This is a genomic window from Dactylosporangium sp. CA-092794 (genome assembly GCF_050948465.1).
Classification (GTDB): Bacteria; Actinomycetota; Actinomycetes; order Mycobacteriales; family Micromonosporaceae; genus Dactylosporangium.
The window spans coordinates 12,418,205-12,443,617 of sequence record NZ_CP192044.1 but is presented as its reverse complement, the minus strand read 5'-3'; the positions used below and the strand labels follow the sequence as shown (position 1 = coordinate 12,443,617).

The 25,413-nt window shown below is 73.3% G+C and carries 24 protein-coding genes; 12 read left to right on the top strand and 12 right to left on the bottom strand.

What is annotated here, in order from left to right; genetic code table 11:
* Nucleotides 1-15: 15 nt before the first annotated feature.
* Nucleotides 16-867, top strand: a complete 852-nt coding sequence (locus ACQPXD_RS53965) for a DUF4142 domain-containing protein (protein WP_432832622.1) — start codon at nt 16-18, stop codon at nt 865-867.
* A gap of 201 nt (nt 868-1,068) precedes the next feature.
* Here ACQPXD_RS53965 and ACQPXD_RS53960 read toward each other — a convergent pair whose 3' ends face one another.
* Complete coding sequence (locus tag ACQPXD_RS53960; RefSeq protein ID WP_432832620.1) at nt 1,069-1,944, bottom strand: hypothetical protein; 876 nt, start codon at nt 1,942-1,944, stop codon at nt 1,069-1,071.
* A gap of 718 nt (nt 1,945-2,662) precedes the next feature.
* Here ACQPXD_RS53960 and ACQPXD_RS53955 point away from each other — a divergent pair.
* The 4 genes from ACQPXD_RS53955 (at nt 2,663) to ACQPXD_RS53940 (ending at nt 5,342) form a co-directional block, all read left to right on the top strand.
* Nucleotides 2,663-2,845 (top strand): hypothetical protein, encoded by a 183-nt coding sequence (locus ACQPXD_RS53955; RefSeq protein ID WP_432832618.1) that lies wholly within the window; start codon nt 2,663-2,665, stop codon nt 2,843-2,845.
* Between the two features lie 423 nt (nt 2,846-3,268).
* A complete protein-coding gene (locus ACQPXD_RS53950; RefSeq protein WP_432832616.1) occupies nt 3,269-3,631 on the top strand; it encodes a DNA-binding protein in 363 nt (120 codons plus the stop codon).
* Nucleotides 3,628-4,764 (top strand): PEP/pyruvate-binding domain-containing protein, encoded by a 1,137-nt coding sequence (locus ACQPXD_RS53945; protein WP_432832614.1) that lies wholly within the window; start codon nt 3,628-3,630, stop codon nt 4,762-4,764. The genes ACQPXD_RS53950 and ACQPXD_RS53945 overlap by 4 nt, the downstream gene beginning before the upstream one ends.
* Nucleotides 4,761-5,342: a transcriptional regulator gene (locus tag ACQPXD_RS53940; RefSeq protein WP_432832612.1), complete on the top strand. Its 582-nt coding sequence runs from the start codon at nt 4,761-4,763 to the stop codon at nt 5,340-5,342. The genes ACQPXD_RS53945 and ACQPXD_RS53940 overlap by 4 nt, the downstream gene beginning before the upstream one ends.
* Here ACQPXD_RS53940 and ACQPXD_RS53935 read toward each other — a convergent pair.
* The 3 genes from ACQPXD_RS53935 to ACQPXD_RS53925 are packed head-to-tail and all read right to left on the bottom strand — an operon-like array spanning nt 5,332 to nt 8,171.
* The gene (locus ACQPXD_RS53935) at nt 5,332-6,549 is read right to left on the bottom strand and encodes an RNA polymerase sigma factor (protein WP_432844308.1); all 1,218 of its coding nucleotides are present in this window, start codon (nt 6,547-6,549) and stop codon (nt 5,332-5,334) included. The two genes, ACQPXD_RS53940 and ACQPXD_RS53935, sit on opposite strands and share 11 nt — an antisense overlap.
* A 10-nt stretch (nt 6,550-6,559) precedes the next feature.
* Nucleotides 6,560-6,973: a GNAT family N-acetyltransferase gene (locus tag ACQPXD_RS53930; RefSeq protein ID WP_432832610.1), complete on the bottom strand. Its 414-nt coding sequence runs from the start codon at nt 6,971-6,973 to the stop codon at nt 6,560-6,562.
* Nucleotides 6,948-8,171: an MFS transporter gene (locus ACQPXD_RS53925; protein WP_432832608.1), complete on the bottom strand. Its 1,224-nt coding sequence runs from the start codon at nt 8,169-8,171 to the stop codon at nt 6,948-6,950. Before ACQPXD_RS53925 ends, ACQPXD_RS53930 begins: the two co-directional genes overlap by 26 nt.
* A gap of 67 nt (nt 8,172-8,238) precedes the next feature.
* Between ACQPXD_RS53925 and ACQPXD_RS53920 the strand changes: the two genes are divergently transcribed.
* The 5 genes from ACQPXD_RS53920 to ACQPXD_RS53900 all read left to right on the top strand — a co-directional run bounded on the left by ACQPXD_RS53920 (nt 8,239) and on the right by ACQPXD_RS53900 (nt 13,998).
* Nucleotides 8,239-9,252 (top strand): ArsR/SmtB family transcription factor, encoded by a 1,014-nt coding sequence (locus ACQPXD_RS53920; protein ID WP_432832606.1) that lies wholly within the window; start codon nt 8,239-8,241, stop codon nt 9,250-9,252.
* Nucleotides 9,253-9,294: 42 nt separating this feature from the next.
* Nucleotides 9,295-9,708: a VOC family protein gene (locus tag ACQPXD_RS53915; RefSeq protein WP_432832604.1), complete on the top strand. Its 414-nt coding sequence runs from the start codon at nt 9,295-9,297 to the stop codon at nt 9,706-9,708.
* Nucleotides 9,709-9,713: 5 nt separating this feature from the next.
* The gene (locus ACQPXD_RS53910) at nt 9,714-10,454 is read left to right on the top strand and encodes a hypothetical protein (protein WP_432832602.1); all 741 of its coding nucleotides are present in this window, start codon (nt 9,714-9,716) and stop codon (nt 10,452-10,454) included.
* Nucleotides 10,455-10,473: 19 nt separating this feature from the next.
* On the top strand, nt 10,474-11,742 hold the full coding sequence (locus tag ACQPXD_RS53905) for an adenosylmethionine--8-amino-7-oxononanoate transaminase (RefSeq protein WP_432832600.1): 1,269 nt from the start codon (nt 10,474-10,476) through the stop codon (nt 11,740-11,742).
* Between the two features lie 222 nt (nt 11,743-11,964).
* The gene (locus ACQPXD_RS53900) at nt 11,965-13,998 is read left to right on the top strand and encodes a glycosyl hydrolase family 28-related protein (protein ID WP_432832598.1); all 2,034 of its coding nucleotides are present in this window, start codon (nt 11,965-11,967) and stop codon (nt 13,996-13,998) included.
* Between the two features lie 353 nt (nt 13,999-14,351).
* Here ACQPXD_RS53900 and ggt read toward each other — a convergent pair whose 3' ends face one another.
* The gene (gene ggt / locus ACQPXD_RS53895; RefSeq protein ID WP_432832596.1) at nt 14,352-16,130 is read right to left on the bottom strand and encodes a gamma-glutamyltransferase; all 1,779 of its coding nucleotides are present in this window, start codon (nt 16,128-16,130) and stop codon (nt 14,352-14,354) included.
* Between the two features lie 35 nt (nt 16,131-16,165).
* Nucleotides 16,166-17,134, bottom strand: a complete 969-nt coding sequence (locus tag ACQPXD_RS53890; protein ID WP_432832594.1) for a GlxA family transcriptional regulator — start codon at nt 17,132-17,134, stop codon at nt 16,166-16,168.
* Between the two features lie 70 nt (nt 17,135-17,204).
* On the opposite strand from ACQPXD_RS53890, the gene ACQPXD_RS53885 reads away from it, so the two are divergent.
* Entirely contained in the window at nt 17,205-18,479 is a 1,275-nt protein-coding gene (locus ACQPXD_RS53885; RefSeq protein WP_432832592.1) for an MFS transporter, read from the top strand.
* 103 nt (nt 18,480-18,582) lie between these two features.
* Here ACQPXD_RS53885 and ACQPXD_RS53880 read toward each other — a convergent pair whose 3' ends face one another.
* Nucleotides 18,583-20,328, bottom strand: coding sequence for a fibronectin type III domain-containing protein (locus ACQPXD_RS53880; protein ID WP_432832590.1), 1,746 nt, complete (start codon nt 20,326-20,328; stop codon nt 18,583-18,585).
* A gap of 271 nt (nt 20,329-20,599) precedes the next feature.
* On the opposite strand from ACQPXD_RS53880, the gene ACQPXD_RS53875 reads away from it, so the two are divergent.
* Nucleotides 20,600-21,085 (top strand): hypothetical protein, encoded by a 486-nt coding sequence (locus ACQPXD_RS53875; protein ID WP_432832588.1) that lies wholly within the window; start codon nt 20,600-20,602, stop codon nt 21,083-21,085.
* Here the strand turns inward: ACQPXD_RS53875 and ACQPXD_RS53870 are convergent.
* The 5 genes from ACQPXD_RS53870 to ACQPXD_RS53850 all read right to left on the bottom strand — a co-directional run bounded on the left by ACQPXD_RS53870 (nt 21,072) and on the right by ACQPXD_RS53850 (nt 25,344).
* Nucleotides 21,072-22,631: an aldehyde dehydrogenase family protein gene (locus ACQPXD_RS53870; protein WP_432832586.1), complete on the bottom strand. Its 1,560-nt coding sequence runs from the start codon at nt 22,629-22,631 to the stop codon at nt 21,072-21,074. The genes ACQPXD_RS53875 and ACQPXD_RS53870 overlap by 14 nt on opposite strands.
* A 74-nt stretch (nt 22,632-22,705) precedes the next feature.
* Nucleotides 22,706-23,128: a T3SS (YopN, CesT) and YbjN peptide-binding chaperone 1 gene (locus ACQPXD_RS53865; protein ID WP_432832584.1), complete on the bottom strand. Its 423-nt coding sequence runs from the start codon at nt 23,126-23,128 to the stop codon at nt 22,706-22,708.
* A gap of 30 nt (nt 23,129-23,158) precedes the next feature.
* Nucleotides 23,159-23,707: a hypothetical protein gene (locus tag ACQPXD_RS53860; protein ID WP_432832582.1), complete on the bottom strand. Its 549-nt coding sequence runs from the start codon at nt 23,705-23,707 to the stop codon at nt 23,159-23,161.
* Nucleotides 23,708-24,631: 924 nt separating this feature from the next.
* A complete protein-coding gene (locus tag ACQPXD_RS53855; protein ID WP_432832580.1) occupies nt 24,632-25,006 on the bottom strand; it encodes an HAAS signaling domain-containing protein in 375 nt (124 codons plus the stop codon).
* Nucleotides 25,003-25,344, bottom strand: a complete 342-nt coding sequence (locus ACQPXD_RS53850) for a PadR family transcriptional regulator (protein WP_432832578.1) — start codon at nt 25,342-25,344, stop codon at nt 25,003-25,005. The genes ACQPXD_RS53855 and ACQPXD_RS53850 overlap by 4 nt, the downstream gene beginning before the upstream one ends.
* Nucleotides 25,345-25,413 lie beyond the last annotated feature (69 nt).

The following is a 25,413-nucleotide window of genomic DNA, read 5'->3' as shown; positions in this document are numbered from 1 at the left end:
ATGTGGCCGTGGGCGGTGCTCCTGGTCGCCGCGGTGGGCGTGATCGTGGCCTTGCCCGGGGTCCGTGCGGCGCTGACCGGCACGACCGGCCAGTCGAACAGCGCGGCGAGCGGTCCGGCGACGGGATATGCCCCCGCCGCCGGCGCCGCCGCGCAGCAGCAGCACAACACGGTGCAGGTCGCCGTGACCGGCCCGGTGCCCAGCGGCACGGCGCTGCCGGACGGCTGGGTCATGACCTCGGCCGGCCCGCTCGGCCCGGCGGACCGCGAGTTCCTGCAGAAGGTGCGCCAGGCCGGCCTGTGGGAAGGCCCGGCCGGGCAGATGGCCCAGACGAAGGCCGCCGACGAGCGGGTCAAGGAGGTCGGCGCGCAGCTCGCCTCCGACCACAAGGGCCTGGACCAGCAGGTGCGCCAGGTCTCCGCCCAGCTCGGGGTCGCGCTGCCGGACAAGCCCAGCGACGAGCAGCAGGGCTGGCTGCGCGAGCTCAACGGCGCGACCGGCACGGACTTCGACAACATCTTCGCCAACCGGCTGCGCGCCGCGCACGGCAAGGTCTTCGCGCTGGTGTCCTCGATCCGCTCGGGCACCCGCAACGATCTCGTGCGTGAGTTCGCGCAGACCGCCGTGAACGTCGTGATGAAACACATGACGCTGCTGGAGAGCATCGGCAACGTCGACTTCAACGCGCTGCCGACGCCCGGCGTGCCGGCCGCCAACTCGACAACGGCACCCGCCCCCGCCGGGGCCTTGCGCCCGGACGCCGTCTGGGCGGTCGCCGGCCTGGCCCTGGTCGTCGGCGCCGTCGCCGCGTTCCGCATCTACCGCAGCAGCCGCGGGGCGTCCAGGAGACGCCGGCCCGCCTTCTAGTACCGTCCACCGTGGACTATCCACTGTGGACCGAAAAGCCTCGGCGCCGCCGGGTGACCGCCCGGCCTCGGCGGCGCCGAGCCCATCATCGTTCTTCCCGCCAGGGGTGGGCGGCGATTCGGTCGCCGCCCGGGCCCGCACACCTCGCGGTCCCGGGCGGCGGCCTTCGTTTCGGCTCCGGCCTTCGTTTCGGCTCGGGCTTCAGCGGGTGACGTCGGTTCCGGTCAGGGCACGGTAGGCGGCGATGATGGCCGCGGTGCGCTCGGACAGGTCGCGGGTGTCGTCCGGGGCCGCGTGCTCGGGCGGCGCCACGCGGCGCAGCGACTCGTCGGCCCGGCGGACGGCCTCGTGGGCGGCGTGCAGCGCGGTCTCCGTGCGCAGGAACCCGGCGCAGTGCTCGGCCAGCTCGGTCAGCGCCGCGACCCGCCGGTCGATCTCCTCGCTCAGCGCCCGCTGCGAGGCGTCGACCCGGGTGAGCCGGTCGTCGAGGGCGGCGCGGACCGGCGTCTCCCGCGGCAGGGCGCCGAAGCGGGCGTCGCTGAGGCCGGCCGCCTGCTCCCCGAGCTCGGCGTGGTCGACCAGCAGCCCGGACAGCGTCCACAGCGACGCCGTCACCTCCGCGGCGGGCGAGCTGACCTGCACCAGGTCGGCCAGGAACGGCCAGGCCACCAGGATCGTGCGGGCGGCGTCGAACGCGCGGCGGAAGCGGGCCACCTCGGCCCGGGTGGCCAGCACCCGGTGCCGCTCGGCCCAGCGGCGCTCGAGCTCGGCGGCCGCGGCGGTGTAGCGGCGCCCCACGTACACCCCGACGACTGCCCCGGCCGGCACGACCAGCAACGGGTTCAGCAGCGCGGAGGCGGCGAGCGTGGCCCCCGCGACGACGACCATCACGCTGCCGGTGAGCAGCCGGGCACTGTCCAGATCCGGCGCGGCGTCGGCCCACCCTTCCTCCGGCGAGCCGGTGAGCACGATGGCGACCAGGCCGTTGTAGTCGGCCCGTTCGGCCCGCCGCCCGGTCGCCGGATCGTCCCGAGATACGAGGCAACGCCCGGTTTGGTCGAACGCCACGTACAACACCCGTCGATCCTACGGGTGCGTTCGGGCTGTTATCGTGCCTGAGCCTGGCCTGGATCGGCCTCCGGAAGCGCAACCGAGCCGGACCGGGCGACGCTGGCGCACACGGGGAGGGCGCGCGGCGACATTCGGGGACAGTGCTCTGGCCGGCTGCACCCATTGCCTCCCCGACCGAACGCCATCGTCGGCGAGCGCGACGAGCTCGCCGACCACCTGACAGGAACCCCCAAAGATGCAGCCTGGACAACCGAACGACCCGGCGGCGCCGCTCGCGCAGCCACCCTCCTACGGCCCGCCCCCGACGCAGGCGCCCTCGTACGGCCCGCCTGCCTCGGCCCCGCCGGCCTACGGCCCGCCCACGTCGGCCCCGCCGGCGTCTGCCCCGCCCGCTTCCGCGCCGCCTGCGTACGGCCCGCCTGCCTCGGCCCCGCCCGCGTACGGCCCGGCCGCTTCGGCGCCGCCGGCGTACGGCCCGCCGGCTTCGGCGCCGCCTGCTTTCGGGCAACCGCCGAACTCCGCGCCGCCGTATCCGCAGAGCCCCGCGGCCCCCCAGTACGGCCAGGGCCAGCCGCCCTACGGCCAGCCGGCGCCCTACGGCCAGCCGGCGCCTTATGGTCAGCCGGCGCCTTATGGTCAGCCGGCGCCTTATGGTCAGCCCGCGCCGTACCAGCCGCCGCAGGCGGGCTCCGGCGCGGCGCCGCTGGCGCAGGCGGCGGCCGGCGTGATGTCCCGCAAGGGCGGCCGCGAGATCGTCATGGGCCTGCTGTGGATCGCGGGTGGCGTCGCCATCACCGTGTGCACGTATGCGATGGACATCAAGGTGTACTTCGTCGCGTGGGGCCCGGTCGTGTACGGCGTCGTGGTGCTCTTCCGCGGCATCATCAACCTGGCCCGGGGCCGCTGACCGCACCGACTTATGCCCCGCCAGGCGTCGTGACTTAACGGCCGCGGCCGGAGTGAACCGAATCTCTCCGCGATCATGCGACTCCCGCCGGCGCGATCGGGCGCTGTCCACGGCATGATCGCGGAGAGTTCCGGTCGCGATGTCCGCCGTCGGCTGGGATCAAGTCGAACGATGGCCTGCCCCAAGGGCGGCGCGGGTCGCCGAACGCGGCCTCGATCAACGCCTTCGCGCCCGCGCTTCCGCGCCCGCGCTTCCGCGCCCGCGCTTCCGCGCCCGCGCTTCCGCGCTGGCTGCCGATCGAAATTGACCCAGTAAATATGAAATATCGGATAAGTCAGGATTCGGAGTGTCTGGACTTATCCGATCAAAAGCCGCGCTCAACAACTTGTTGACAAACAGGTTGTTGAAGGTCAGGCTGGGCGGGTGGATGAGCAGGGAGCTCGGGAGCGGTTGACCGCCCGCGGCGGCAAGGACCTGCCCCGGCTGCCCTGGCTGGCCGAGGGCCAGCCGCACGACGCGGTCACGCTGATCCGCCAGGCGCTGTGGCGGGCCAACACCGACCGTGACGCGCTGGAGCTGCCCGACGACCTGCTCGCCGCGCTCGCGCTGCTGGCCGCCGCCCGGGCCGAGGTCGACCAGCTCGAGGCCGGCCTGCTGTTCGTCGCCCGGGCCGAGGGGCTCACCTGGGCCCAGCTCGCCGAGCCGCTGGGCCTGCGGACCGCCCAGGCGGCGCAGCAGCGCAACGAGCGCGTGCTGGCCCGGCTCGACGGGGACGCCGGGCCGTGATCGTTCCGCTCGACGATGCGGGGCCGGGCTGTGGCGGCAAGGCTCACGGGCTCGGGGTGTTGCTGCGGGCCGGCCTGCCCGTTCCGGAAGGGTTCGTCGTTGTCGGCCCGGCGGTCGAGCCGGGGGCGGTCGCGGAGCACCTGCGCCGGCTCGGCGGCGGGGCGGTCGCGGTCCGGTCGTCCGGCCTGGCCGAGGACTCGGCGGCGGCGTCCTTCGCCGGGCAGTTGGAGACCGTCCTCGGTGCCCGGGGGCTCGACGAGGTGCTGGCCGCGATCCGGCGCTGCGCCGCCTCGGCGGGCACGGACCGGGTCTGCGGCTACCGGGCCCGCCTCGGTCTGGCCGACGACGGCGCCGCCGCGCCGGTGCTCGTGCAGCGGCTGGTCGAGGCCGACCACGCGGGCGTGCTGTTCACCCGCGACCCCCGCAGCGGCGCCGACGCCGTGGTGATCAACGCGTCCTGGGGGCTCGGGGAGTCCGTCGTCTCCGGCGCGGTGGTTCCCGACGAGGTCGTCGTGGCCCCGCCGGGGGACACCGTCCGGGTCACCGTCGGGGCCAAGCAGACCCGGCTCGACCTGGGCGTGGCCGGGCTGGTGCGCTCGCGCGTCCCCGCGCCGGAGCGGGCCCGGGCCTGCGTGGAGGCCGGCGAGGTGCCCCGGCTCGTCGCGCTCGGACGGCGGTGCGCCGAGCTGTTCGGCGGGCCCCAGGACGTCGAGTGGGCGATCCGCGACGAGCGGATCTGGCTGCTCCAGGCGCGCCCGATCACCGCCCTCGGCGCCGCCGGCCCCGTCACCCCGAGCGCGTCACGGCCGCTGGTCACCGGGGTGCCCAGCAGCCCCGGCCGGGCGGGGGGACCGGCGCGGCTCGTGCGCTCGGTCGACGACTTCGCCCGGGTCCGGCGCGGCGACGTCCTGGTGTGCCGGACCACCGACCCGGCCTGGACCCCGCTGTTCCGCCTCGCCGCCGCCGTGGTCACCGAGACCGGCGGCGCGCTCAGCCACGCCGCCATCGTCGCCCGGGAGTTCGGCATCCCCGCCGTCGTCGGCGCCGGCGCGGCGATGGCCCGGCTGACCGACGGCGCACCGGTCACCGTCGACGGCACCGCCGGTACCATCACCGCGGGATGCGGCCGATGACCGCGCGCCCTTCGCAGACCGGCCTGCTGGTGTTGCACGCGGTGCGGCTCAAGGGGTTCGCGGACACCGCCGCCGTCGCCGGGCGGTTCGGTCTCGACCCCGATCGGACCCGTGAGGATCTCCTCGACGCCCAGGCGCTCGGCCGGGTCGGCCGGTCCGCGTTCGCCGACCTCGCCGGGTGGTCGCTCACCGAGGCCGGGTACGGGCACAACGAGGCACAGCTGCGCGACGAGCTCGACCGCGCCGGTGCCCGCGAGCGCGTCGCCGCCGGCCACGAGCGGTTCCTGCCGCTCAACGCCCGGGCCACCCAGACCTTCACCGCCTGGCAGCTGGATTCCGGCGGTCTCGCCGGCACCCTGCGCCGGCTCACCGACCTCGCCGGCGAGCTGCGCGACCTCGAGCGGGCCCTGGCCGGGAGCCTCGTGCGGTTCGCCGGCTACTACGACCGGTTCGCCGCCGCGCTGGCCCGGGCCGGCCGCGACCCGGCGTGGATCACCGGCATCGAGGTCGACTCGTGCCACCGGGTCTGGTTCGAGCTGCACGAGGACCTGATCGCCACCCTCGGCCTCAAGCGATGAGCGCCGCGGCCCGGGCCTCCAGGTAGCGCCGCTCCGGCCGGCTCGTCGTGCGCTCGGCGGCGCGCAAGTACCACTCCCGCGCCTGCGCCGCCGACCCCGCCATCTCCAGCAGGTGCGCGCGCACCGCCGCCAGCCGGTGGTGGCCCGCCATCCGCTCGTCGCCGTCCAGCGCCTCCAGCATGTGCAGCCCGGCCCGCGGGCCCTGCACCATCGCCAGGGCCACGGCGTGGTTGAGGGTCACCACTGGGCTCGGCGCGACCCGGGCCAGCAGCTGGTAGAGCCCGAGGATCTGCGGCCAGTCCGTGTCACCGGCGCTCGGAGCCTCGTCGTGGACGGCGGCGATCGCGGCCTGCAGCTGGTACGGCCCGGGCGGCCCCTGCGGCAGGGTGCGGCTGATCAGCGCGACGCCCTCGTCGACCATCGGGCGCAGCCACCGCGAGCGGTCCTGCTCGGCCAGCGGGACCAGCGTGCCGTCGGGCCGGGCGCGGGCCGGCCGGCGGGCGTCGGTGAGCAGCATGAGCGCCAGCAGGCCGGCCACCTCGCGGTCGGCGGGCAGCAGGCGGTGCACCTCGCGGGTCAGCCGGATCGCCTCGGCGGTCAGGTCGCCGCGCTGGAGGTCGTCACCGGAGCTGGCGGTGTACCCCTCGTTGAAGATGAGGTACAGCACCTGCAGGACGACCTCGAGCCGGGCCGGGCGCTCGGCGGGCGGCGGCGGGGCGAACCGGGCGCCGGCCGACCTGATCTTCGCCTTGGCCCGGCTGATCCGCTGGGCCATCGTGGCCTCCGGCACCAGAAAGGCGCTGGCGATCTGGGCCGTGGTGAGCCCGCCGACCGCGCGCAGGGTGAGCGCCAGCTGGGAGGCGGCCGACAGGGCCGGATGGCAGCACAGGAAGAGCAGCGTGAGGGTGTCGTCCCGCTCGGGTACGGCATCGGTCACCGCCGCCGCGTCGAGCTGGGCCACGGTGAGCTCGCGCCGGCGGCGGGCGTCGTCGGAGCGGAACTGGTCGGCGAGCCGGCGCGCGGCGACCGTGACGAGCCACCCGCGCGGGCTGTCCGGCACGCCCTCGGCCGGCCACTGCAGGGCCGCCGCCAGCAGCGCCTCCTGCACCGCGTCCTCGCACGCGTCGAACCGGCCGTACCGCCGGATCAGGATGCTCAGCACCTGCGGGGCCAGCTCGCGCAGCTCGTCGGAGACCGTCGCCGTCACCACCCAACAACTACAGGCGCTTGACCCAGCGCCGCCACTCGGGCTGGGCCGCGTAGCCGGAGGCGGCCCAGGCGCGGTGGGCCAGGACGTTGTCCCCGAGCACCATGGCGTCGGCCCGCCCGGCGCCGAAGGCCCGGAACCGTTCCTCGGCCGCGGCCAGCAGCGCCGCGCCGATGCCCCGGCGGCGCCGGTCCGGGCGTACCGCGAAGCGGTACAGGTGGCACCGCCAGCCGTCGAAGCCGGCGATGAGCGAGCCGACGATCTCCTCGCCGTCCGTGGCCAGCACGAGCGCCTCCGGGTCGCGGGCCATGAGCGCGGCCACGGCGGCCGCGTCGTCGCCGGCGCGGTTGGTGTCCTCCGCGGAGGTCTTCCAGAACGCCAGCACGGCGGGAATGTCGTCAACGGTCGCGGGGCGCAGCTGCACCCGCCCAACCTACCGACGCCCGGCGGCGGACCGGCACGCCGGCCGCGCCGGCGGCGCACAGCAGGACGGCCGCGCCGAGCAGCCCGACGACGACGCCGGCCGGCACCACCTCGGCCAGCAGGCCGGCCAGCGCCGGCAGGAGCCCCTGTGCGGTCATCAGGCCGGTGCTGAGCAGCGCGAACCCCTGGCCGCGCCGGTCGGGCGGCAGCGCGTCGCGGAACGCGGCCTGCAGGCCGAGGCCGAAGGCCGACCCGGCGCCGGCCACCACCATCGCGGCGGCCAGCCCGGGCCACGCAACCGGCGCCGCGAACGCCAGGCACGGCAGGCCCATGAGCGCGATGAGCGCCGCCACCAGCCGCTCCCGCCGGGCCGGGGCGAGCGCCCGGCCCACCACCAGGTTGCCGGCCACCATCCCGACCGGCACCCCGGCCAGCAGCCAGCCGGCGACGCCGGTGGGAAAGCCGCGGCCGGCGGCGTAGGGCACCACGAGCGCCTCCGCGCCGGTGAGGAACGCCGGCGGCAGCCACTGCACCAGCAGCAGCCGGCGGATCGCGCGGTCCCGCGCGAGCGCGACGTTGCCGCGCCAGCTCGCCGCGGCCAGGCCCTCCGGGCGGCGCGGGGGCGCGGGCAGGTCGGCCAGGCCGAGCCGGGTCCAGGCGGCGGCGACGAGGTGGGCCAGCGCCGCGACGAGCAGCGCCCGCCGGCCGCCCAGCGCCGCGACCGCGAGCCCGGCGCCGGCCAGCCCGGCCAGCTGGGCGAGCGACGAGGCGACGTTGGACAGGGAGCGGCCCAGCACGTACGCGTCGCCGGTGAGGGTCTCGGCCACGAGCGCGTTCGACGCGCCGGCGAACACCGGCGTCACCAGCGCCACCGCGGCGACCAGCGCCAGGCACGCCCACACCGGCAGCGGCGCGGTGCCGAGCGCCACCGCGGCGGCCGCCTCGGCGAGGTAGCCCAGCGCGATGAGCGGCCGCGGGCGGACCCGGTCGGCCAGCGCCCCGAGCAGCCCGGCGCCCAGCAGCTGCGGCAGGAAGCCGATGCCGAACGCGAGCGCGGCCAGGGCGGGCGAGGCGGTCGCGGCGTACACCAGCAGCGACAGCGCCACGATCCGCAGGGAGTCGGCCAGGATGCCCAGGGTCCGGGTGCCGAACAGGACGCGGAACGTGCCGTTGCGCCACACCGCCGAGTACGTCGTCATGCCGTCAGGCTCAGGGGAGTACCCCATCCGAGAAGACTTTTTCGTCGCTCGACGTAAGGTCGCAAGGGTGATCCGGCTCCTGGCCGACGCCGCCGACCTGCTGCACACCCGCTTCGCGGTGTCGCCGCTGTTCGAGCTCGGCGGCCTGCTGCGCCGGCTGTCCGGCCTCGCGCCGCTGGGCCACCTCGCCCGGCTCCGCCCGGTCTACGCGCGGCTGCGCGCCGAGACCGACCTCGACGCGGTCACCGCCCTGCACACCGCCCGCTACGGCGCCGACTTCCTCGGCCCGCCGCCGCCCGGCATGCAGCAGAGCTGGGCCGCCGACCTGGCCGCGGTGCGGTCCACGCCGCTGCCGGTGGCGCGCCGGGAGATCGCCCACGCGCTGTCCACCGGTCCCCGGGTTCCCGATGTGGTACTGCGGGTGCTGCGCTCCGCCGACGTCGTCGACCGGCTGGCCGAGGCGCTCGAGGCGGCCTGGCAGGCCCTGCTCGCGCCGGACTGGCCGCAGCTGCGCGCGATCTGCGAGAGCGACGTGGTGTACCGCGCGGGCCGGCTCGGCGCGGGCGGCTGGGCCGCCGCCCTGGGTGACCTGCACCGCGACGTGCGCTGGCGCGACGGCGCCGTGGAGATCGGCGACCCGCGCGACCCGGACGTGCGCACCGTCCCGTCCGACGGGCAGGGCCTGCTGCTGGTGTCGTCGGCGCTGATCTGGCCGGGCGCGGTCGCGTTCACCGACCCGCCGTGGCGGCGGGCGATCGCCTACCCGGCCCGCGGCGTGGCGGCACTGTGGGAGGAGGCGCCCGGCGTCGGGGCCGGCGCCCTCGCCGAGCTGCTCGGCCGCTCCCGGGCCCGGCTGCTGCTGGCCCTGCAGGCCCCGGCGAGCACCACCCAGCTGGCCGCGCGGCTCGGCCTGGCGGTCGGCGCGGTCGGCGACCACCTGGCCATCCTGCGCCGGTCCGGGCTGGTCCGCTCGGCCCGCGCCGGCCGCTCGGTGCTCTACCGCCGCACGCCGCTCGGCGACGCGCTCGCCGCCCAGGCAGCGGCCCCCGAACCGGGCGCCGCCGGACCTGCGACGGTTTAGGCTTCGGGTATCGCGTACGTCACACGACCAAGGGAGCTTGTTGTGACTTCGAGACTCAACCCGTACATCAGTTTCCGCGGCACCGCGCGCCAGGCGATGGAGTTCTACCAGGGCGTCTTCGGCGGTGACCTGCGCATGAACACGTTCGGCGAGTTCGGCTCCGACGACGCCACCATCGCCGACCAGATCATGCACGCCCAGCTGGAGACCCCGGGCGGGTACACCCTCATGGCCTCCGACACGCCGCCCAACATGACCGTCACGCCGGGCGACAACATCACGATCAGCCTCAGCGGGGACGACGCCGACGAGCTGCGCGGCTACTGGGAGCGGCTGTCCGGGTCGGGCAAGGTCTCCATCCCGCTGGAGAAGCAGATGTGGGGCGACGAGTTCGGCTCGTGCCTCGACCAGTTCGGCGTCCAGTGGATGGTCAACATCGCCGCCGCGCAGGGCTGACGCCGTTGGCCCTTTCCGACTACGGCCGCCACCTGCTGCTGGCCGTCGACGTGCGCGGCTACGGCCGCAGCGACGACCGGCGCCAGCACGAGATCCAGCGGCAGCTGGCGTGGCTGCTCGACACCGCCGCGGCCCGGGCCGGGCTGGACCGCCCGAGCTGGCAGCGCCAGGCCGCCGGCGACGGCGAGCTCGCCGTGCTGCCCGACTCCGAGCCCGAGCCGCGGCTCGTCGACGGCTTCGTGCGGGAGCTGGCCGCCGAGCTGATGCGGGGCAACGCCGGCGCCCCGCCCGCGGCCCGGCTGCGGATGCGCGTCGCGGTCCACCACGGCGTCGTGCGCGCGGCGGCGATGGGCTTCTCCGGCAAGGGCGTGGTCGAGGTGAGCCGGCTGGCCGACTCGCGGGTCGCCCACCTGGCCCTCGACCGCGCCGGCGGCGACCTGGTGCTGGTCGTCTCCGAGCGGGTCTTCGCCGACACCGTCGAGCAGCCGCACACCTCCTACGACCCGGCCGCGTTCCGCGCCGTCACCGTCGAGCACAAGGAGCTGCGGCAGACCGCCTGGCTGCTGGTGCCCGGCCACGATCTCCACTCAGTTGATCTTGAGGTCGAGCCGGCCGCTGTCCCTGAACCCCGGCCGCCGTCGAGGGTGTCCAACAACGCCTCGCACGTCACCGGCCCCGTCGTGCAGGCCGGTGACATTCACGGCGACGTCACGCTGGGCGACTGGCCGGACATCGAGCACCGTTGAGTGCAATATCGTTTCGGGCATGGACCCGGACGAGCTGATCGCGCTGGACCGTGAACACGTCTGGCACCCGTATGCCCCGCTGCCCGCGACGCAGTCGCCGCTGGTCATCGCCTCGGCGTCAGGCGTGCGGCTCACCACGGCCGACGGCGTGGAGCTCGTCGACGGGATGTCCTCGTGGTGGGCGGCGATTCACGGGTACGCCCACCCGGTGCTCGACGCCGCCGTGCGCGACCAAATCGGCCGGATGAGCCACGTGATGTTCGGCGGGCTGACCCACGAGCCGGCGGTCAGGCTGGCGAAGACCCTCGTCGACATCACGCCGGACCCGCTGCGGCACGTCTTCTTCAGCGACTCCGGGTCGGTGGCGGTCGAGATCGCGATCAAGATGTGCCTGCAGTACCACCGCTCGCTCGGCCGCCCCGGGAAGCGCCGGATGCTGACCTGGCGCGGCGGCTACCACGGCGACACGTTCCACCCCATGTCCGTGACCGACCCCGAGGGCGGGATGCACAGCCTGTGGCGCGGCGTGCTGCCGGAGCAGGTCTTCGCGCCGATGCCGCCGGTCGAGTACGACCCGGATTACGTCGCCGCGCTCGACGAGCTGCTGCGCGAGTGCCGCGACGAGGTGGCCGGGATCATCGTCGAGCCGGTCGTGCAGGGCGCGGGCGGGATGCGCTTCCACAGCCCGCAGTACCTCCCCGCGCTGCGCGCGCTCGCCGACGAGCACGACGTGCTGCTCGTCTTCGACGAGATCGCCACCGGCTTCGGGCGCACCGGCGCGCTGTTCGCCGCCGACCACGCCGGCGTCACGCCCGACGTGATGTGCGTCGGCAAGGCGCTGACCGGGGGGTACCTCTCCATGGGCGCGACCCTGTGCGTGCCGCGGGTGGCCCAGGGCATCAGCCGCGGCGAGACGCCGGTGCTGGCCCACGGCCCGACGTTCATGGGCAACCCGCTCGCCGCCGCGGTCGCGAACGCCTCGGTCGAGCTGCTGCTCGCCGGCGACTGGGCCGGCACCGTGACCGGCATCGAGGCCGCCCTGATCCACCGCCTCGCGCCGGCCCGATCCGTGCCCGGGGTGATCGACGTGCGGGTGCTCGGCGCGATCGGCGTCGTCCAGCTCGACCACGAGGTGGACATGGGCGCCGCCACCCGGGCCGCGGTCGAGCACGGCGTCTGGCTGCGGCCGTTCCGCGATCTCGTCTACACCATGCCGCCGTACGTCACCGGCGACGACGACCTCGTGCGCATCTGCTCGGCGGTGATCGCGGCGGCCGCCGCCGCGTAGCCCGCGGCCGGTCATTTAGGGCATCGCGCTGCAATCCAGTGCGCGGTGCTGTGCAAGAAGGCCGCAACGTTACGCAATTATTTCGCGATCTCTTGTGCAAGAGGGTGCGGCGGTCCTACTGTCACCTCACCCTCAACGGCGCCCGCTCCCCGCCCGCTCGATGTACCCCGCCAACTCGGTGCCTCAGGTGCGCGCGCCATCTCGAGAGAAACGAGTCAATCGATGTCACGGAGCACCACAGCAGCACCACCGCGGTGGTCCGCGGCGGCGACCGCGGCCGTCGTCGGCCTCGGGTTCATCGCCGTCTTTGGCACCGCCGCCTCAGCCTCCGGCTCCTCGGCCGCACCCGTCGTCACACGCGCGGCCCTGGACCCCGCGTTAGTCGCGGGCCGGGGCGCGAGCGTCGGCTTCGCCGAGCAGGAGGCCGAGAAGGCCAAGACCAACGGGGTGGTCATCGGCCCGGACCGCACGGCCTACACGGTGGCCTCGGAAGCGTCCGGCCGGTCGGCGGTCAAGCTCGCCCCCGGCCAGTACGTCGAGTTCACGCTGCCGAGCGCGGCCAACGCGATCAACGTGCGGTACAGCATCCCGGACGCGCCGAACGGCGGCGGCATCACCGCGCCGCTCACCGTCACGGTCAACGGGAAGTCGGCGCAGACCATGACGCTGACGTCGCAGTACTCCTGGCTCTACAACCAGTATCCGTTCACCAACGACCCGAATGCGGACCTGCTGCACCCCGACTGGTGGATCACCGAGTGCGGCTGCGTGCCGGCGGCCACCACCCCGGCGCCGCAGATCACCAAGCCGTTCCGCCCGTTCCACTTCTTCGACGAGCAGCGCCTGCTGCTCGGCAAGACGTACAAGGCGGGCGACAAGGTCCGGCTGCAGGCTCCGGCGAACAGCAAGGCCGCCTGGACCGCGATCGACCTGCTGGACTCCCAGCTCGTCGGCGCGCCCAAGATCGACCTCCTGGCGTCCAACGTGCTGTTCTTCGGCGCCGACCCGACCGGCCGGCGCGACTCGGCCGACGCGTTCGACATGGCGATCGCCTTCGCCAAGCTCACGCACCTGAAGGTCTACATCCCGCCGGGCACCTACCAGGTCAACCGGCACATCATCGTCGACAACGTGACCGTCGAGGGCGCCGGCGCGTGGTACTCGATCGTCAAGGGCCACGAGGTCGCCCTGAGCCAGCCCCTGCCCGACAACTCGATCCACACCGGGGTCGGGTTCTACGGCAAGTACGCCCAGAACGGCGGCAGCCGCAACGTGCACCTGTCCGGCTTCTCGATCATCGGTGACGTGCGCGAGCGCATCGACACCGACCAGGTCAACGGCATCGGCGGGGCGCTGTCGGACTCCACCGTCGACGGGCTGTACATCCAGCACACGAAGGTGGGCCTGTGGTTCGACGGCCCGATGAACAACACGAAGATCAGCAACACGACGGTCGTCGACCAGATCGCCGACGGCCTGAACTTCCACACCGGCGTCACCAACTCGACGGTGTCCCACAGCTTCTTCCGCAACACCGGCGACGACGCGCTGGCGATGTGGTCGGAGACGACGTCGAACGCGAACGACACGTTCGACCACAACACGGTGCAGACCCCGACGCTGGCCAACGGCATCGCCATCTACGGCGGCAAGGACATCACGGTCTCCAACAACCTGGTGGCCGACCCGATCCGCGAGGGCAGCGCCCTGCACCTGGGCACCCGCTTCGGCGCCCAGCCGTTCGCCGGCACCATCAACGTCACCGGCAACACCACGGTCCGGGCCGGGACCTACGAGCTCAACTGGAACATCGGCCTGGGCGCGATCTGGCTCTACGCGCTCGAGCGCAACCTCGACGCCAACGTCCAGGTCGTCGGCGACAACTTCCTCGACAACACCTACAACGCGATCATGCTGGTCGTCGACTTCCCGGTGAAGGACCAGTACTCGATCACGAACGTCCACTTCAAGGACATCAAGGTGGACGGCACCGGCACCTCGGTCGTCAGCGCCCGGGTCGCCGGCTCCGCCACCTTCGACAACGTCGACGCCCGCAACGTGGGCGCGGTGGGCGTGAACAACTGCGGCTCGTTCCACTTCACCCCGGCCGGCTCGGAGTTCTCCCTGACCGACCTGGGCGGCAACGACGGCGGCGGCACCACGGGCCCGTGGCTGGCGCCGTGGGAGCTGCCGAACACCATCACCTGCGACGACCGCCCGCCGGTCGTCGTGCCCCCGGCCCCACAGCCCTGGTGATGCCGCGCTAGTTACGCCGAGGCGCCCCCGCTCGAACGGCGGGGGCGCCTCTGTGTGCTTGACTCAGTTACACTGTGCGATATTTACATGGTCAATTTGGTAGCGTGCTGTAGTGTGCAGATAGCTGCCGGGCGCACCACCGCGGCCCACGTGTCCTCGCCGGACGACGCTCGCCGGACGGCTTGGGCCGAGCCACGGCCGGACGGGCTCGGCCCTGACCAGGTCCACGTGCCCGCGCGCGTCCTTAGCGCACCGTCCCGCCGGAGCCGTCCCGGGCCGAGCCGGACCCGGCCGAGCCGGAGCCGCGGCGGATGGGCTCGGCCCCGGCCGGGTTCAGGTGCCCGCGCGCGTCCTTAGCGCACCGTGCCGGCCGAGCCGGAGCCGCGGCGGACGGGTTCGGCGCTGGCCAGGAGCTTCCCGTGCGGCAGGAACTCGATCCCGGTCGCCGCGCCGATCTCGGCCATCGGGGTGTAGGTGTGGCCCAGCGCGGCCAGCCCCTGCCCCTCCGGCGAGCCGATGAACGCCGGCTCGGCCGTGACCGTGGCCGTGTTGCGCTGCGAGGCTCGCGGCGCCGCGATCGCCTCCGGCAGGGTCATGCCCAGGTCCAGCCGGTTGACCAGGATCTGCAGCACGGTCGTGATGATCGTCGAGCCGCCCGGCGACCCCACCGCCAGCAGCGGCTTGCCGTGCTGCAACACGATCGTCGGCGCCATCGAGCTGCGCGGGCGCTTGCCCGGACCGGGGAGGTTCGGGTCCGGCGCGGTGCCCTGCGTGGGCGTGAAGTTGAAGTCGGTCAGCTCGTTGTTGAGCAGGAAACCGCGCCCCGGCACCACGATGCCGTTCCCACCGATCTGCTCGATGGTGAGGGTGTACTCCACGATGTTGCCCCACTTGTCGGCCACCGTCAGGTTGGTGGTGGACAGCCCGAGGTCGGGCGCGGCACCGCCGGACGTGCTCGCGCAGCGCCCGTAGCGGCCGTCGGGCACGCCCGGCGCGACCGGCTTCGCGGCGGCCCGGGCCGGGTCGATCTGGCAGGCCCGCTCGGCCGCGTAACCGTCGGTCAGCAGCGCGTCCAGCAGCGGGCGCGGCGTGTAGTCGCCGACGTAGCGGTTGCGGTCGGCGAAGGCCAAGGCGCTCGCCTCGAGGTACCGGTGCAGGCTCTGGACCTTGTCGAGTTTGCGCAGGTCAGAGCGCTCGAGCAGGTTGAGCGCCTCGCCCACGGTCGAGCCGCCCGACGACGGGGTGGCCATGCCGTAGACGTCGTAGCCGCGGTAGCCCACGTGCGTCGGCGCGGGGCTGCGCACGTCGTAGGCGCGCAGGTCGTCCAGCGTCATGCCGCCCGGGCGGATCGCATACGGCCACGGCCGGGCCGGGCTCGCCGCCACTGGCGGGTGCTGCACCGCCCCGACGATGTCGCGGCCGATCTCGCCGCCGTAGAAGGCGCCGACGCCGCGCCGGGCGATCAGGTCGTAGGTCGCGGCGAGGTCGGGGTTGCGCAGCGTGCTGCCGGCCGCGGGCGGCGCGCCGCCGGGCAGGTACAACTGCGCCGTCGGCCCGAACTGCGAGAACGCGGCGGCGTTGTCGGTCACCTGCTGGGCGAAGGTCGCGTCGACGGTGAACCCCTGGCGGGCCACGTCGGCGGCCGGGCGCAGCGCGGCGGAGAGCGGGCGGGTGCCCCAGCGGCGGGCCGCGGTGTCCCACGTGGCCAGCGAGCCCGGAATCCCGGCCGAGATGCCGCTGACCCGGGCCTCCTGGAACGCATACGGCGCACCGGTCGCCGGGTCGACGAACGCGGTCTCGGTCATGGTCCGCGGCGCGGTCTCCCGGCCGTCGAGGGTCGAGATGCGGCCGGTGCGGGCGTCGTAGTACACGAAGAACCCGCCGCCGCCGATGCCGGACGAGAACGGTTCCGTCACGCCGAGCGTGGCGGCCACGGCGATCGCCGCGTCGACCGCGTTGCCGCCGTCGCGCAGCACCTTGAGGCCGGCCGCGGTGGCGGTGGGATCGACCGAGGCCACCGCCCCGCCGTAGCCGGTCGCCGTAGGCCCGGACGGCGGCGTGGGGTGCGCGGATGCGGGTGCCGCTGGTAGGAGCAATGCCGGAATGACGGCGAGTGGAATGAGCCTTCGCACCGGTGGTACCTCCGGACGAATCGACGATGATCGCTTCACTCTATCCGGAAGGTGCGGCGGTAGGCGCTGGGCGCGACGCCGATGGTGCTCTGCAGGTGTTGGCGCAGGCCGGCGGCGGTGCCCAGGCCCGAGCGGCGGGCGACCACCTCGACCGGCAGGTCGGTGCTCTCCAGCAGCGCGCGGGCGCGGTCGACCCGCTGCTGGAGCAGCCAGCGGGCCGGGCTCACCCCGGTCTCGTCGCGGAAGCGCCGGGTGAACGTGCGCACGCTCATCCGTGCGTGCTCGGCCATCTCCTGCAGCGACAGCGGGGCGTCCAGCCGCTCCATCGCCCAGGCGCGGGTGCCGGCCGTGGTCGTGTCGACCGGCCGGGGGAGGGGGCGCTCGATGTACTGCGCCTGCCCGCCCTCCCGCCACGGCGGCACCACGCTGCGCCGCGCCGCCCGGTTGGCGATCTCGCTGCCGAAGTCGATGCGCACCACGTGCAGGCACAGGTCGATCCCGGCGCCGACACCGGCGCTGGTGAGCAGGTCGCCGTCGTCGACGAACAGCACGTCGGGGTCGAGCTTCACCTGCGGGAACAGCTCCCGGAACCGCTCCGCCCACCACCAGTGCGTGGTCGCCGGCCGCTCGTCGAGCAGGCCGGCGGCGGCGAGCACGAACGCGCCGGTACAGATCGACATCACCCGGGCGCCGCGCGCGTGGGCGGCCCGCAGCGCGTCGGCCACCCGCGGATCGACGGTGCCGGTCTCGACCGGATCGCCGGCGGAGACCCCGGCCACCACCACGGTGTCCGCGTGCTCGGTGAGCTCCAGTCCATGGCCGGCGAGCACCTGATAGCCCGCGGCGGTCACCACCGGTTCGTCGGCGATTGTGCAGATTTGGACGTGGTACTTCCGGTGCCCGGCCTCGTCCCTGGCGGTGCCGAAGATCTGCGTCGGAGTGCCCAGGTCGAAGGGGACCACGCCGTCGAGGGCCACGACGGCCACCCGGTGCTTGTCGGTCATGGCTCGATTCTTGCGCACTATGGCTCTCGGGCCACTCGTCGTGCGGTACCGAATCGGCTGCAATGGTTTCGTGAAACGACTCCACCCGGCCTGGCTGGTCGCCGCCGTCGCGTTCGTCGCACTGGTCGGTGCCGCGGGCTTCCGCGCGACGCCGGGCGTGCTCATCCATCCGCTGCACGACGAGTTCGGCTGGTCGCTGGGGACCATCTCGCTGGCCGTCTCGATCAACCTGCTGCTGTTCGGGCTCACCGCGCCGTTCGCGGCCGCGCTGATGGAGCGCTTCGGCATCCGCCGGGTGGTGGCGTACGCGCTGCTGCTCGTCTCGGCCGGCAGCGGCCTGACCGTGTTCATGCGGCACAGCTGGGAGCTGATCCTGCTGTGGGGCGTGCTGGTGGGCCTGGGCACCGGGTCCATGGCGCTCGCGTTCGTGGCCACGGTCACCGGCCGCTGGTTCGTCCGGAGCCGCGGCCTGATCACCGGCGTCCTCACCGCGGGCGGCGCCGCCGGCCAGCTGGTCTTCCTGCCGGTGCTGGCGCTGCTCGCCGAGGACCACGGCTGGCGCTCGGCGGCGCTCACCGTGGCCGCCGCCGCTCTCCTCGTCGTGCCGCTGGTCCTGTGGCGGCTCCGCGATCACCCGTACGACCTCGGCACGACCGCCTACGGCGCCACCGGCGACGTCGTGCCCCCGCCGGCCGCCAGCACCGGCGCCGCCCGCCGCGCCCTGGGCGCACTGCGCACCGCGTCCGGCCGCCCGGCGTTCTGGCTGCTGGCCGGCGGCTTCGCCATCTGCGGCGCGACCACGAACGGCCTGATCGGCACCCACTTCATCCCGGCCGCCCATGACCACGGGATGACCGAGCCGACCGCGGCTTCGCTGCTGGCGCTCGTCGGCCTGTTCGACATCGTGGGGACGATCGCCTCGGGCTGGCTGACCGACCGGATGGACAGCCGGATTCTCCTGGGCTGGTACTACGCCCTGCGCGGGCTGTCGCTGCTGGTCCTGCCGGCCCTGTTCGCGGCCACGGTGCGCCCCAGCATGCTGGTGTTCATCCTGTTCTACGGCCTGGACTGGGTGGCGACGGTACCGCCGACCGTCGCGCTGTGCCGCGAGTACTTCGGCTCGAGCGGCCCGGTGGTCTTCGGCTGGGTGTTCGCGTCGCACCAGATCGGCGCGGCGATCGCGGCCACGGCGACCGGCCTGGTGCGGGACCGGCTCGGCAACTACGACCTGGCCTGGTTCATCGCGGGGGGCCTGTCCATCTCGGCGGCGGCCCTGTCGCTGCTGCTCTTCAAGACCCGCCAGCCGGCGCCCGCTTCGACCCCGCCGGTGGCGGTCGCCGCCTGACCTGTCCTGTCGTGTCTTGGCTTTGCGGCGCGCATCGCCATTTCGCTCAGGCCCGGAATTTCGGATATGTCCGTTATTTCGGGCCTGAGCGCTTTGGGTGACGCTAGAGGCGTAGCTTCCTGCGGCCGGCCAGCAGCAGCGAGCCGCCACCGAAGAGCGCCGCCAGGCCGAGCTGCAGCATCGCCGCGATCGGCGCGCCAGTCAGCGCCAGCCCGCCACCCCGGGCCCGCACCGTGATCGCCATCTTCATGCTGCGCGGCGCGCCGTCCGGCCCGATCCCGGCGGCCACCATCGTGTGACCGCCGACGGAGAGGTCGAGCGGAACGCTCACCGGCTTGCTGAAGTTCCCCGCCCCGTCGGTGACGACGGTGCCCAGCACGATCGGCGTCGAGTAGACCACGATGGTCGCGGTCGAGTACGGCATGAACCCGGTCCCGATCACCACGATGTTCTGTCCCGGCGCGGCGGTCGTGATCTGCCCCTGATCGGTGGTCAGCCGCAGGTCGGTGTCCGGCGGCGCCGCCGCGATCGGCGGCGCGGTGGGCGTCGCCGGGTTCGACGGCCCGGCCGCCGCCGAGTCGCCGAGCGGGTGGTTGGTGATGACGGTGACGGTGTACGTCACGCCGGCCTGCCCGCCCATGACGCACGACGTGGCCGCGGCCGAGCTCGTCGTGCACCGCGCCGGCCCCGGCTCGGCGATCGCGGTGTACCCGGTCACGCCCGTCACGTCGTCCGGCACCTGCCACGACACCGAGAGCGACGAGACCCCACCGACCGCCACGACGTTGCTCGGCGGCGGGGTCGGCCCGCTCACCATGAACGAGCGCGTCACCTGCGTCGCCGCGGCGTAGGTCAGGTTGCCCACCTGGTCCGCCGCGATCGTGCAGGTCCCGGCGTCCAGCAGCGTCGCCGTGCTCCCCGAGACGGTGCACACCAGCGGCGTCAGGCTGCTGAACGTCACCGGCAGCGTCGAGGACGCCGACCCGTCCAGCGGCACCGTGTGCTTGGACACCGACCAGTCAGCCGGCTGCGCGAAGCTCACGGTCTGCTCGCGCAGGTTCACCACCAGCGTCGGCGCGCAGGCGCCCTCGGCCCGCCCGCTCTCGCATCCCCCGGTCAGGTGGGCCTCCACCCCGACCGCGTTGGTGATGGAAGTGTTGTCCAGGCTGTACGTGTCCGCGATCGTGCTGGTGATCGCGACCGTGAGCTCACACTCGGCCGGGAACCCGGTCAGCGACGCCCCGGCCACCGTGAACGAGCTCGCCCCGACCGCCGCCGACAGCGTGCCGCCACAGCCGTTGGTCTGACTCCCGGGCCCGATCGTCACCCCGATCGGCAGGTTCACCTGGAAGCCCAGCCCACTGGACACCGCGGCGGCGTTCTCATCGGTCCGCCCCAGCCGCATGGTCAGCACACTGCCATTGAGCGCGTCGATCGTCGACGGCTCAATACTGGCTCCCACCTTCGCCGGCGCCGTCGTCACGGTCAGCGTCTGCGTCGTCTGACTCACCGCCAGCCCCGTGACGCCGGTGAACTCCGCGGTCGTCATGTCATACGTCCCCGAGGCTTCCGCCTCCACCGGGAACGAGACCGTGCAGCTGCCGACCTCGTCGTCCAGCCCGACGTTGCTGACCGCCAGGGCCCCCGACCCGACCGTCGTCGAGATGGTCGCCGAGGCACAGGTGTGCGTGTCGGTCCCCTGCGCCCGGTACAGCGTCCCCGGCAGCCCGATCTCGAACCCCAGCCCGCTCACCGCCCCGCACGTGTCCACCCGGCTGATCGTCACCACCAGCGTGGTGACCTCGTGGTCCTCGACCGTGGCGTCGTCCCAGGCCGCACCCACGGTCACGTCCGAGTCCTCGAGGCACGAGGCCGTCCGGACCGAGCCACCGCGATCTTCGCCTTGCTGATCGCCGCCGCCCGTGGCCTGCGCCCGCTTGGCGCCAGCCTTCGCGGTGCCTTTCGCATCGGTCTTCCCGCTGGCTTTCGCGTCGGCCCCGGCATTGCCGGCCGCGCCGTCCCCGGCCGTAGCGCCGTCCGTCGCGGTCTTCTGCGTCCGTGCGCCGCCCTTCGCCGTGTGGTCTGCCTGTTTGTCTCCCTTCACCGCGTCGCGAGCCTGTTTGTTCTGGGTGGTGGTCAACCGTCCGTGGCCCGACCGCGCGCCACCCGCTGCCGATCCCTCCGACCCCGCCGTCGCGGGCGATCCACTCGCCCCCGCCGTCGCGGCCGGTCCCTCGAAGCCCGTCGTCCTCGCCGTCATGGCCGCGCGGGTCGACCCTGCTCGCCCTGCCGACCGCGCTGACTCCGCCGCCGCGGCCGAGGCGGCGGGGCGCGTCGACCCTGCCGACTCCGCGGTCGCGGTCGCGGCCGAGGCCGTAGGGGCCGAGGTCGGCGCGCCGGATGACGCGGCCGTCGAGGCGAAGGCTGTCTGTGGCACGGCCAGCGCGCCGCAGGTGGCGAGCATCGCCGCCGCGGCCCAGCGGGTCGAGCGCGCCCCGTTCTGTCGAAATATCATGGTTTCCCCCGTCCGGGTGCGCCCGCCGATCAAAGGTGCGGGCGAACCCGATGGGGAATTTACGGCAAATGTCGGAATTACTCCGGGCTAAGCCGATAGTCCATGTCCGGGGTAATCGTGAGCGTGTCCATCTGGGCTCGTTGCAGCCGCCCGGAATAGTCCCAGTTCATCGACTGCCATCGGGTGAACTGGTCGAGCACCCACACCCCGGACTGCCGGCTGCCGTTGCCCGACCGCCCGTTGCCACCGAACGGCAGGTGGGCCTCGGCGCCCGACGTCGAGTTGTTGATGCTCACCATGCCGGCCCGGGTGCCGCGGCGGAACGTGAACGCCTTGCGCGGGTCGGTCGTGTAGATCGCGGCCGACAGCCCGTAGCCCGGCGCGTCGGCCAGCTCGATCGCCTCCTCCAGTGCCGAATACGGCACCACGCCCACCAGCGGCCCGAACGTCTCCTGCTGGAAGATCTTGTCCTCCGGCCGCACCCCGTGCACGAGCACCGGGTGGTAGAACATCCCCGCGGCCGGGTCGCCGACGAAGCCGTCGCGCGGGTTGTCCGCGGTGATCCGTCCGACGCCGGTCGAGCCGGACACCCGGTGGTGGTCCTCGACCCAGTCCAGATAGCCCTCATACCGCTCGGCGAACCGCTCACTCATCAGCGGCCCGTAGAGGACCGACGGGTCGGCCGGGTCGCCGACGACCGCGCCCCGCACGGCCTCCTCGAGCCGGCGGTCGAACTCCTCCAGCACGCTGTCGTGGACGATCAGCGTGCCGAGCGAGGTGCAGCGCTGCCCGGCCGTGCCGAACCCGGAGAACAGCGCACCGTGCACGGCCAGATCGAGGTCGGCGTCCTCGGTGACGACCATCGGATTCTTGCCGCCCAGCTCCAGGCAGGCGCTCTGCAGATATCGCCCGGCCAGCTCGCCGATCCGCGCGCCGACCTCCGACGAGCCGGTGAACCCGATCTTGTCGATCAGCTGCTCGCGCAGGCCGGCCTCCAGTCCCGAGTACGTCGTCGGACCATCGGCGTGGACCACCTCGAACACGCCGTCGGGCACGCCGGCCCGGCGAATCAGCTCGGCGAACGCGTCGGCGCAGGCGGCGGAATACTCCGCGGGCTTCCAGACGACGGCGTTGCCGCACAGCAGCGCCGGCACGAGATACCAACTCGGGACGGCAACCGGGAAATTGCCCGCGGTCACGACGGCGGCCACGCCCACCGGCACGCGGAATGTGAACAGCTGCTTGTCGGGCATCTCGCTGGGCACGGTGTGGCCGTAGAGCCGCCGGCCCTCGCCGAGGAAGAAGTCGCAGGTGTCGACGATCTCCTGCACTTCGCCGCGCGCCTCGGTCCGGGTCTTGCCGACCTCCCGGGTCACCAGTGCGGCCAGGGCCTCGAAGTTGGCCTCGACCAGGCGGCCGAGGTTGGCGATGACCCGGCCGCGGACCGGCGCCGGCACGTCGGCCCACGCCCTCTGCGCCCGGCGGGCGGACCGGCAGGCGGCGACGAACGTGTCGGTGTCGGCGAGCGCGACCTCGGCCACGACGTCGTCGAGCCGCGACGGGTTGAGCGATGGCACGCGGTGGTCATTGGCGGCGACGGGCTTGCCGCCGACGGTCGAAACGATGAGCCGGTTCATGGGGTTCATCTTGGCGCGGGGGTCTGACAGTTTTGGAGGGGCCGGGCGGATGGCTGCATAGAGTGTTGGTACGACTACGAGGGGTCGAAGGCGAGTTGCCCGCCGAACTGGTCGCGCAACCGCTCGTCGTAGTAGTCCGCCGTGTCCGCCACCCAGTCGCACGCGTTGCTGAGCTCGATCGGATCGAGCGTCGAGGCCAGCATCTCCATCGCGGCGATCACAGAGTCGTCGCGCCAGAAGAGCCGCACGAAGTTCAGCCGCCCGTTGAGCTCGTTGAGCTCGGTCAACAGCTCCGGCGAGCGCCCCAGCCGGCGCAGCAGCGGCGAGAACACGCGCACCAGCGGCGGCTCGCCCGCGATCAGGCGCAGGTACACCACGGCGGTGCCGCTGCGGATCGCCACCGGCTCGGCCGCCAGGTCCGCGGGCACGTCCTGCCTGCCCAGGTACTCCGTGACCAGCCCGTGCACCTTCGCCCGCAAAGCGTCGTCTATCGACACAGGTTCACGATAGCGATGGCGCGCATCCCCTCAGCCGCTCTTGCCCGGCCGCCCGGGCGGCAGGAACCCCCGCCGGCGCGCCTCCTTCACCCATCGGTGCGCGGTGCTCACCGGCACCCCGTGCCGGTCGGCGAGGTCGCAGGCCGGGCGGTGCGAGGCTTGCGCATAGGCGAGGTACACATCGGCCACCTCCTGGTAGAAGACGTCCGGCCGCCCCTGGAAGCGTGCCGTCGCGATGGGCGCCGCGCGCGTCACCGCCCGCGACGGCGCGACGGTCTCCCAGCCCACATCCTGGGCCACCGGCGGCGTCACGGGTCTCGCCCGAGTGCTCATTACAGGAGTGGTACCGTGCGGAGCCTCCACGGCCGCCAGCTGCGCGTTTGCGGCGGCCTCGATCCGCCCGACCGGGATCGCGCGCAGCAGATCGGCGCTCGGCGTGCCGTCGATCCGCAGCCCGGTCAGGACCAGCCGGCCGCCCGGCTCGACGCCGACCCGCACCAGCACGGTCCCGGCCAGCCGAGGCTCGTCCTGGTGCCATTCGTACCAGTCATCACCGACCGGGAACAGGCGGCCCCGCACGCCGCAAGGCTAAACCACATTTCCTCAAATCAACAATTGCGCGAACCTAGACGTCTAGATACGCTGATCTGGACGCACCGGCCAGGGGCGTTGAGACCGGGGGGCGGTCGCGTGCATCGCACGCAGCTGATCGGCCGGTGGGGGCGTTCGTATCGGAGATTTGGGGGAACGGGGCGATGCGAACTCCCGGCCGCCGAGTGGACTGCGCACAGGCGCGTTCCACTCGGCGGCGGCGACACGGAGCTGCGGCCGCGGGATCTCGCCGGGTCCCGCGACCGCTTCTCCGAGCGGCGGCGGCGGGCAGCGGCGGCGGCGGGCAGCGGCGGCGGCGGGCAGCGGCGGCGGGCAGCGGCGGCGGGCAGCGGCGGCGGGCAGCGGCGGCGGGCAGCGGCGGCGGGCAGCGGATGGGGGAGCCGTCGTGGTTCGGCGAGCTGAGTGTGGGCGGCTATGAGGGCGGAGCCGGTTTAGCGGTGGCGCTAACGGCAGCCGAAAGAGCACCTTGCGTTATGGGCGTTAGCGCGGCGTCATTGCCGACTCTCCGGCTCTCCGGCTCTCCGGCTCCCCGGCTCCCCGGCTCGCCAATTCGGCGGTCCGGCTTCGATCGCGCGGCAAGGGTGCCCCCGGCGATCATCAGTGAGTGGCGGTCGACGAATCCCCGCTGCGACCGACGATCCAGCTGCGGCTGACGAATCCGGCACTGTGATCGACGAGCCGGCTGTGGTCGGTGATCGTCAATGCGGACGTTGGGGCGGCGTAGTGACCAGAACTCTCCGTGATCATGCGTGTCGCCGGCCGGAATCGGCGATTTGCGGTGATCTTGGAGACTTACTGTACTCATGGGTACGTTTTCGCTCCGCGATCATGAAAAAGCCTTGGTGGCGGTGGCAGTTCTGCATGATCGCGGAGAGTTTCTGCGTGGGGGGGCTAGGCGAACAGCAGGAAGGCCAGTAGGCCGGCCGTTACGCACATCGTGGCCACGGCGGCGATCGTCACGGCGACCCAGATCAAAGCTGCGGCTCGGCGCTTCGGCTGGATGAGTAGCGGGGGTGGAGGCGCTTGCGGGGGGAGCGCGGCGTCTACCAAGGCCTCTGCGGCTAGCTCCTCCGGGTCGCCCAGGAGTTCCAAGATCGAGCGGACCTCGAGCTCCGTCTCGTGCTCCGGGGACAGCTCGGCCCGGCGGGCGGCGATGTGCTGGCTCAGGTCGGCGAGGAGTTCTTCGCGGCGGTTGGCGGGGACGCCCGCCAAGGCCTGCTCGACGGCGCGGAGGTAGTCGTTGACCAGGTCATCGTAGGGGTTCATGCCGGCCTCGTTCCGACGATTCGATCAACTGTGTCGCGGAAAGCGGCCCACTCGGTGCGGAAGTGATGCAAGGCCGAGCGGCCGTGCTGGGTCAGGCTGTAGTAGCGGCGCGGCGGGCCCGACCTGGACTCGCGCCAGCTCGTCTCCACCCAGCCCTGGCGGCGCAGGCGGGCCAGCAGCGGATACAGCGTGCCCTCGCTCGTGGTCAACGTGCGCTCCGCGCCCAGTTGGCGGACCAGCTCCACGCCATACTGCTCGCCCTGCTCCATCAGGGCCAGCACGCAGAACTCCAGCGTCCCGCGGCGCAGTGCCGAGGACAGCGAGCCCGGTACATCCATGCGCCACACAGTACCTTGCCGCGCAAGATACCGAACAGACAGACGTTTCCGGACCGGCAAAAATGCAGC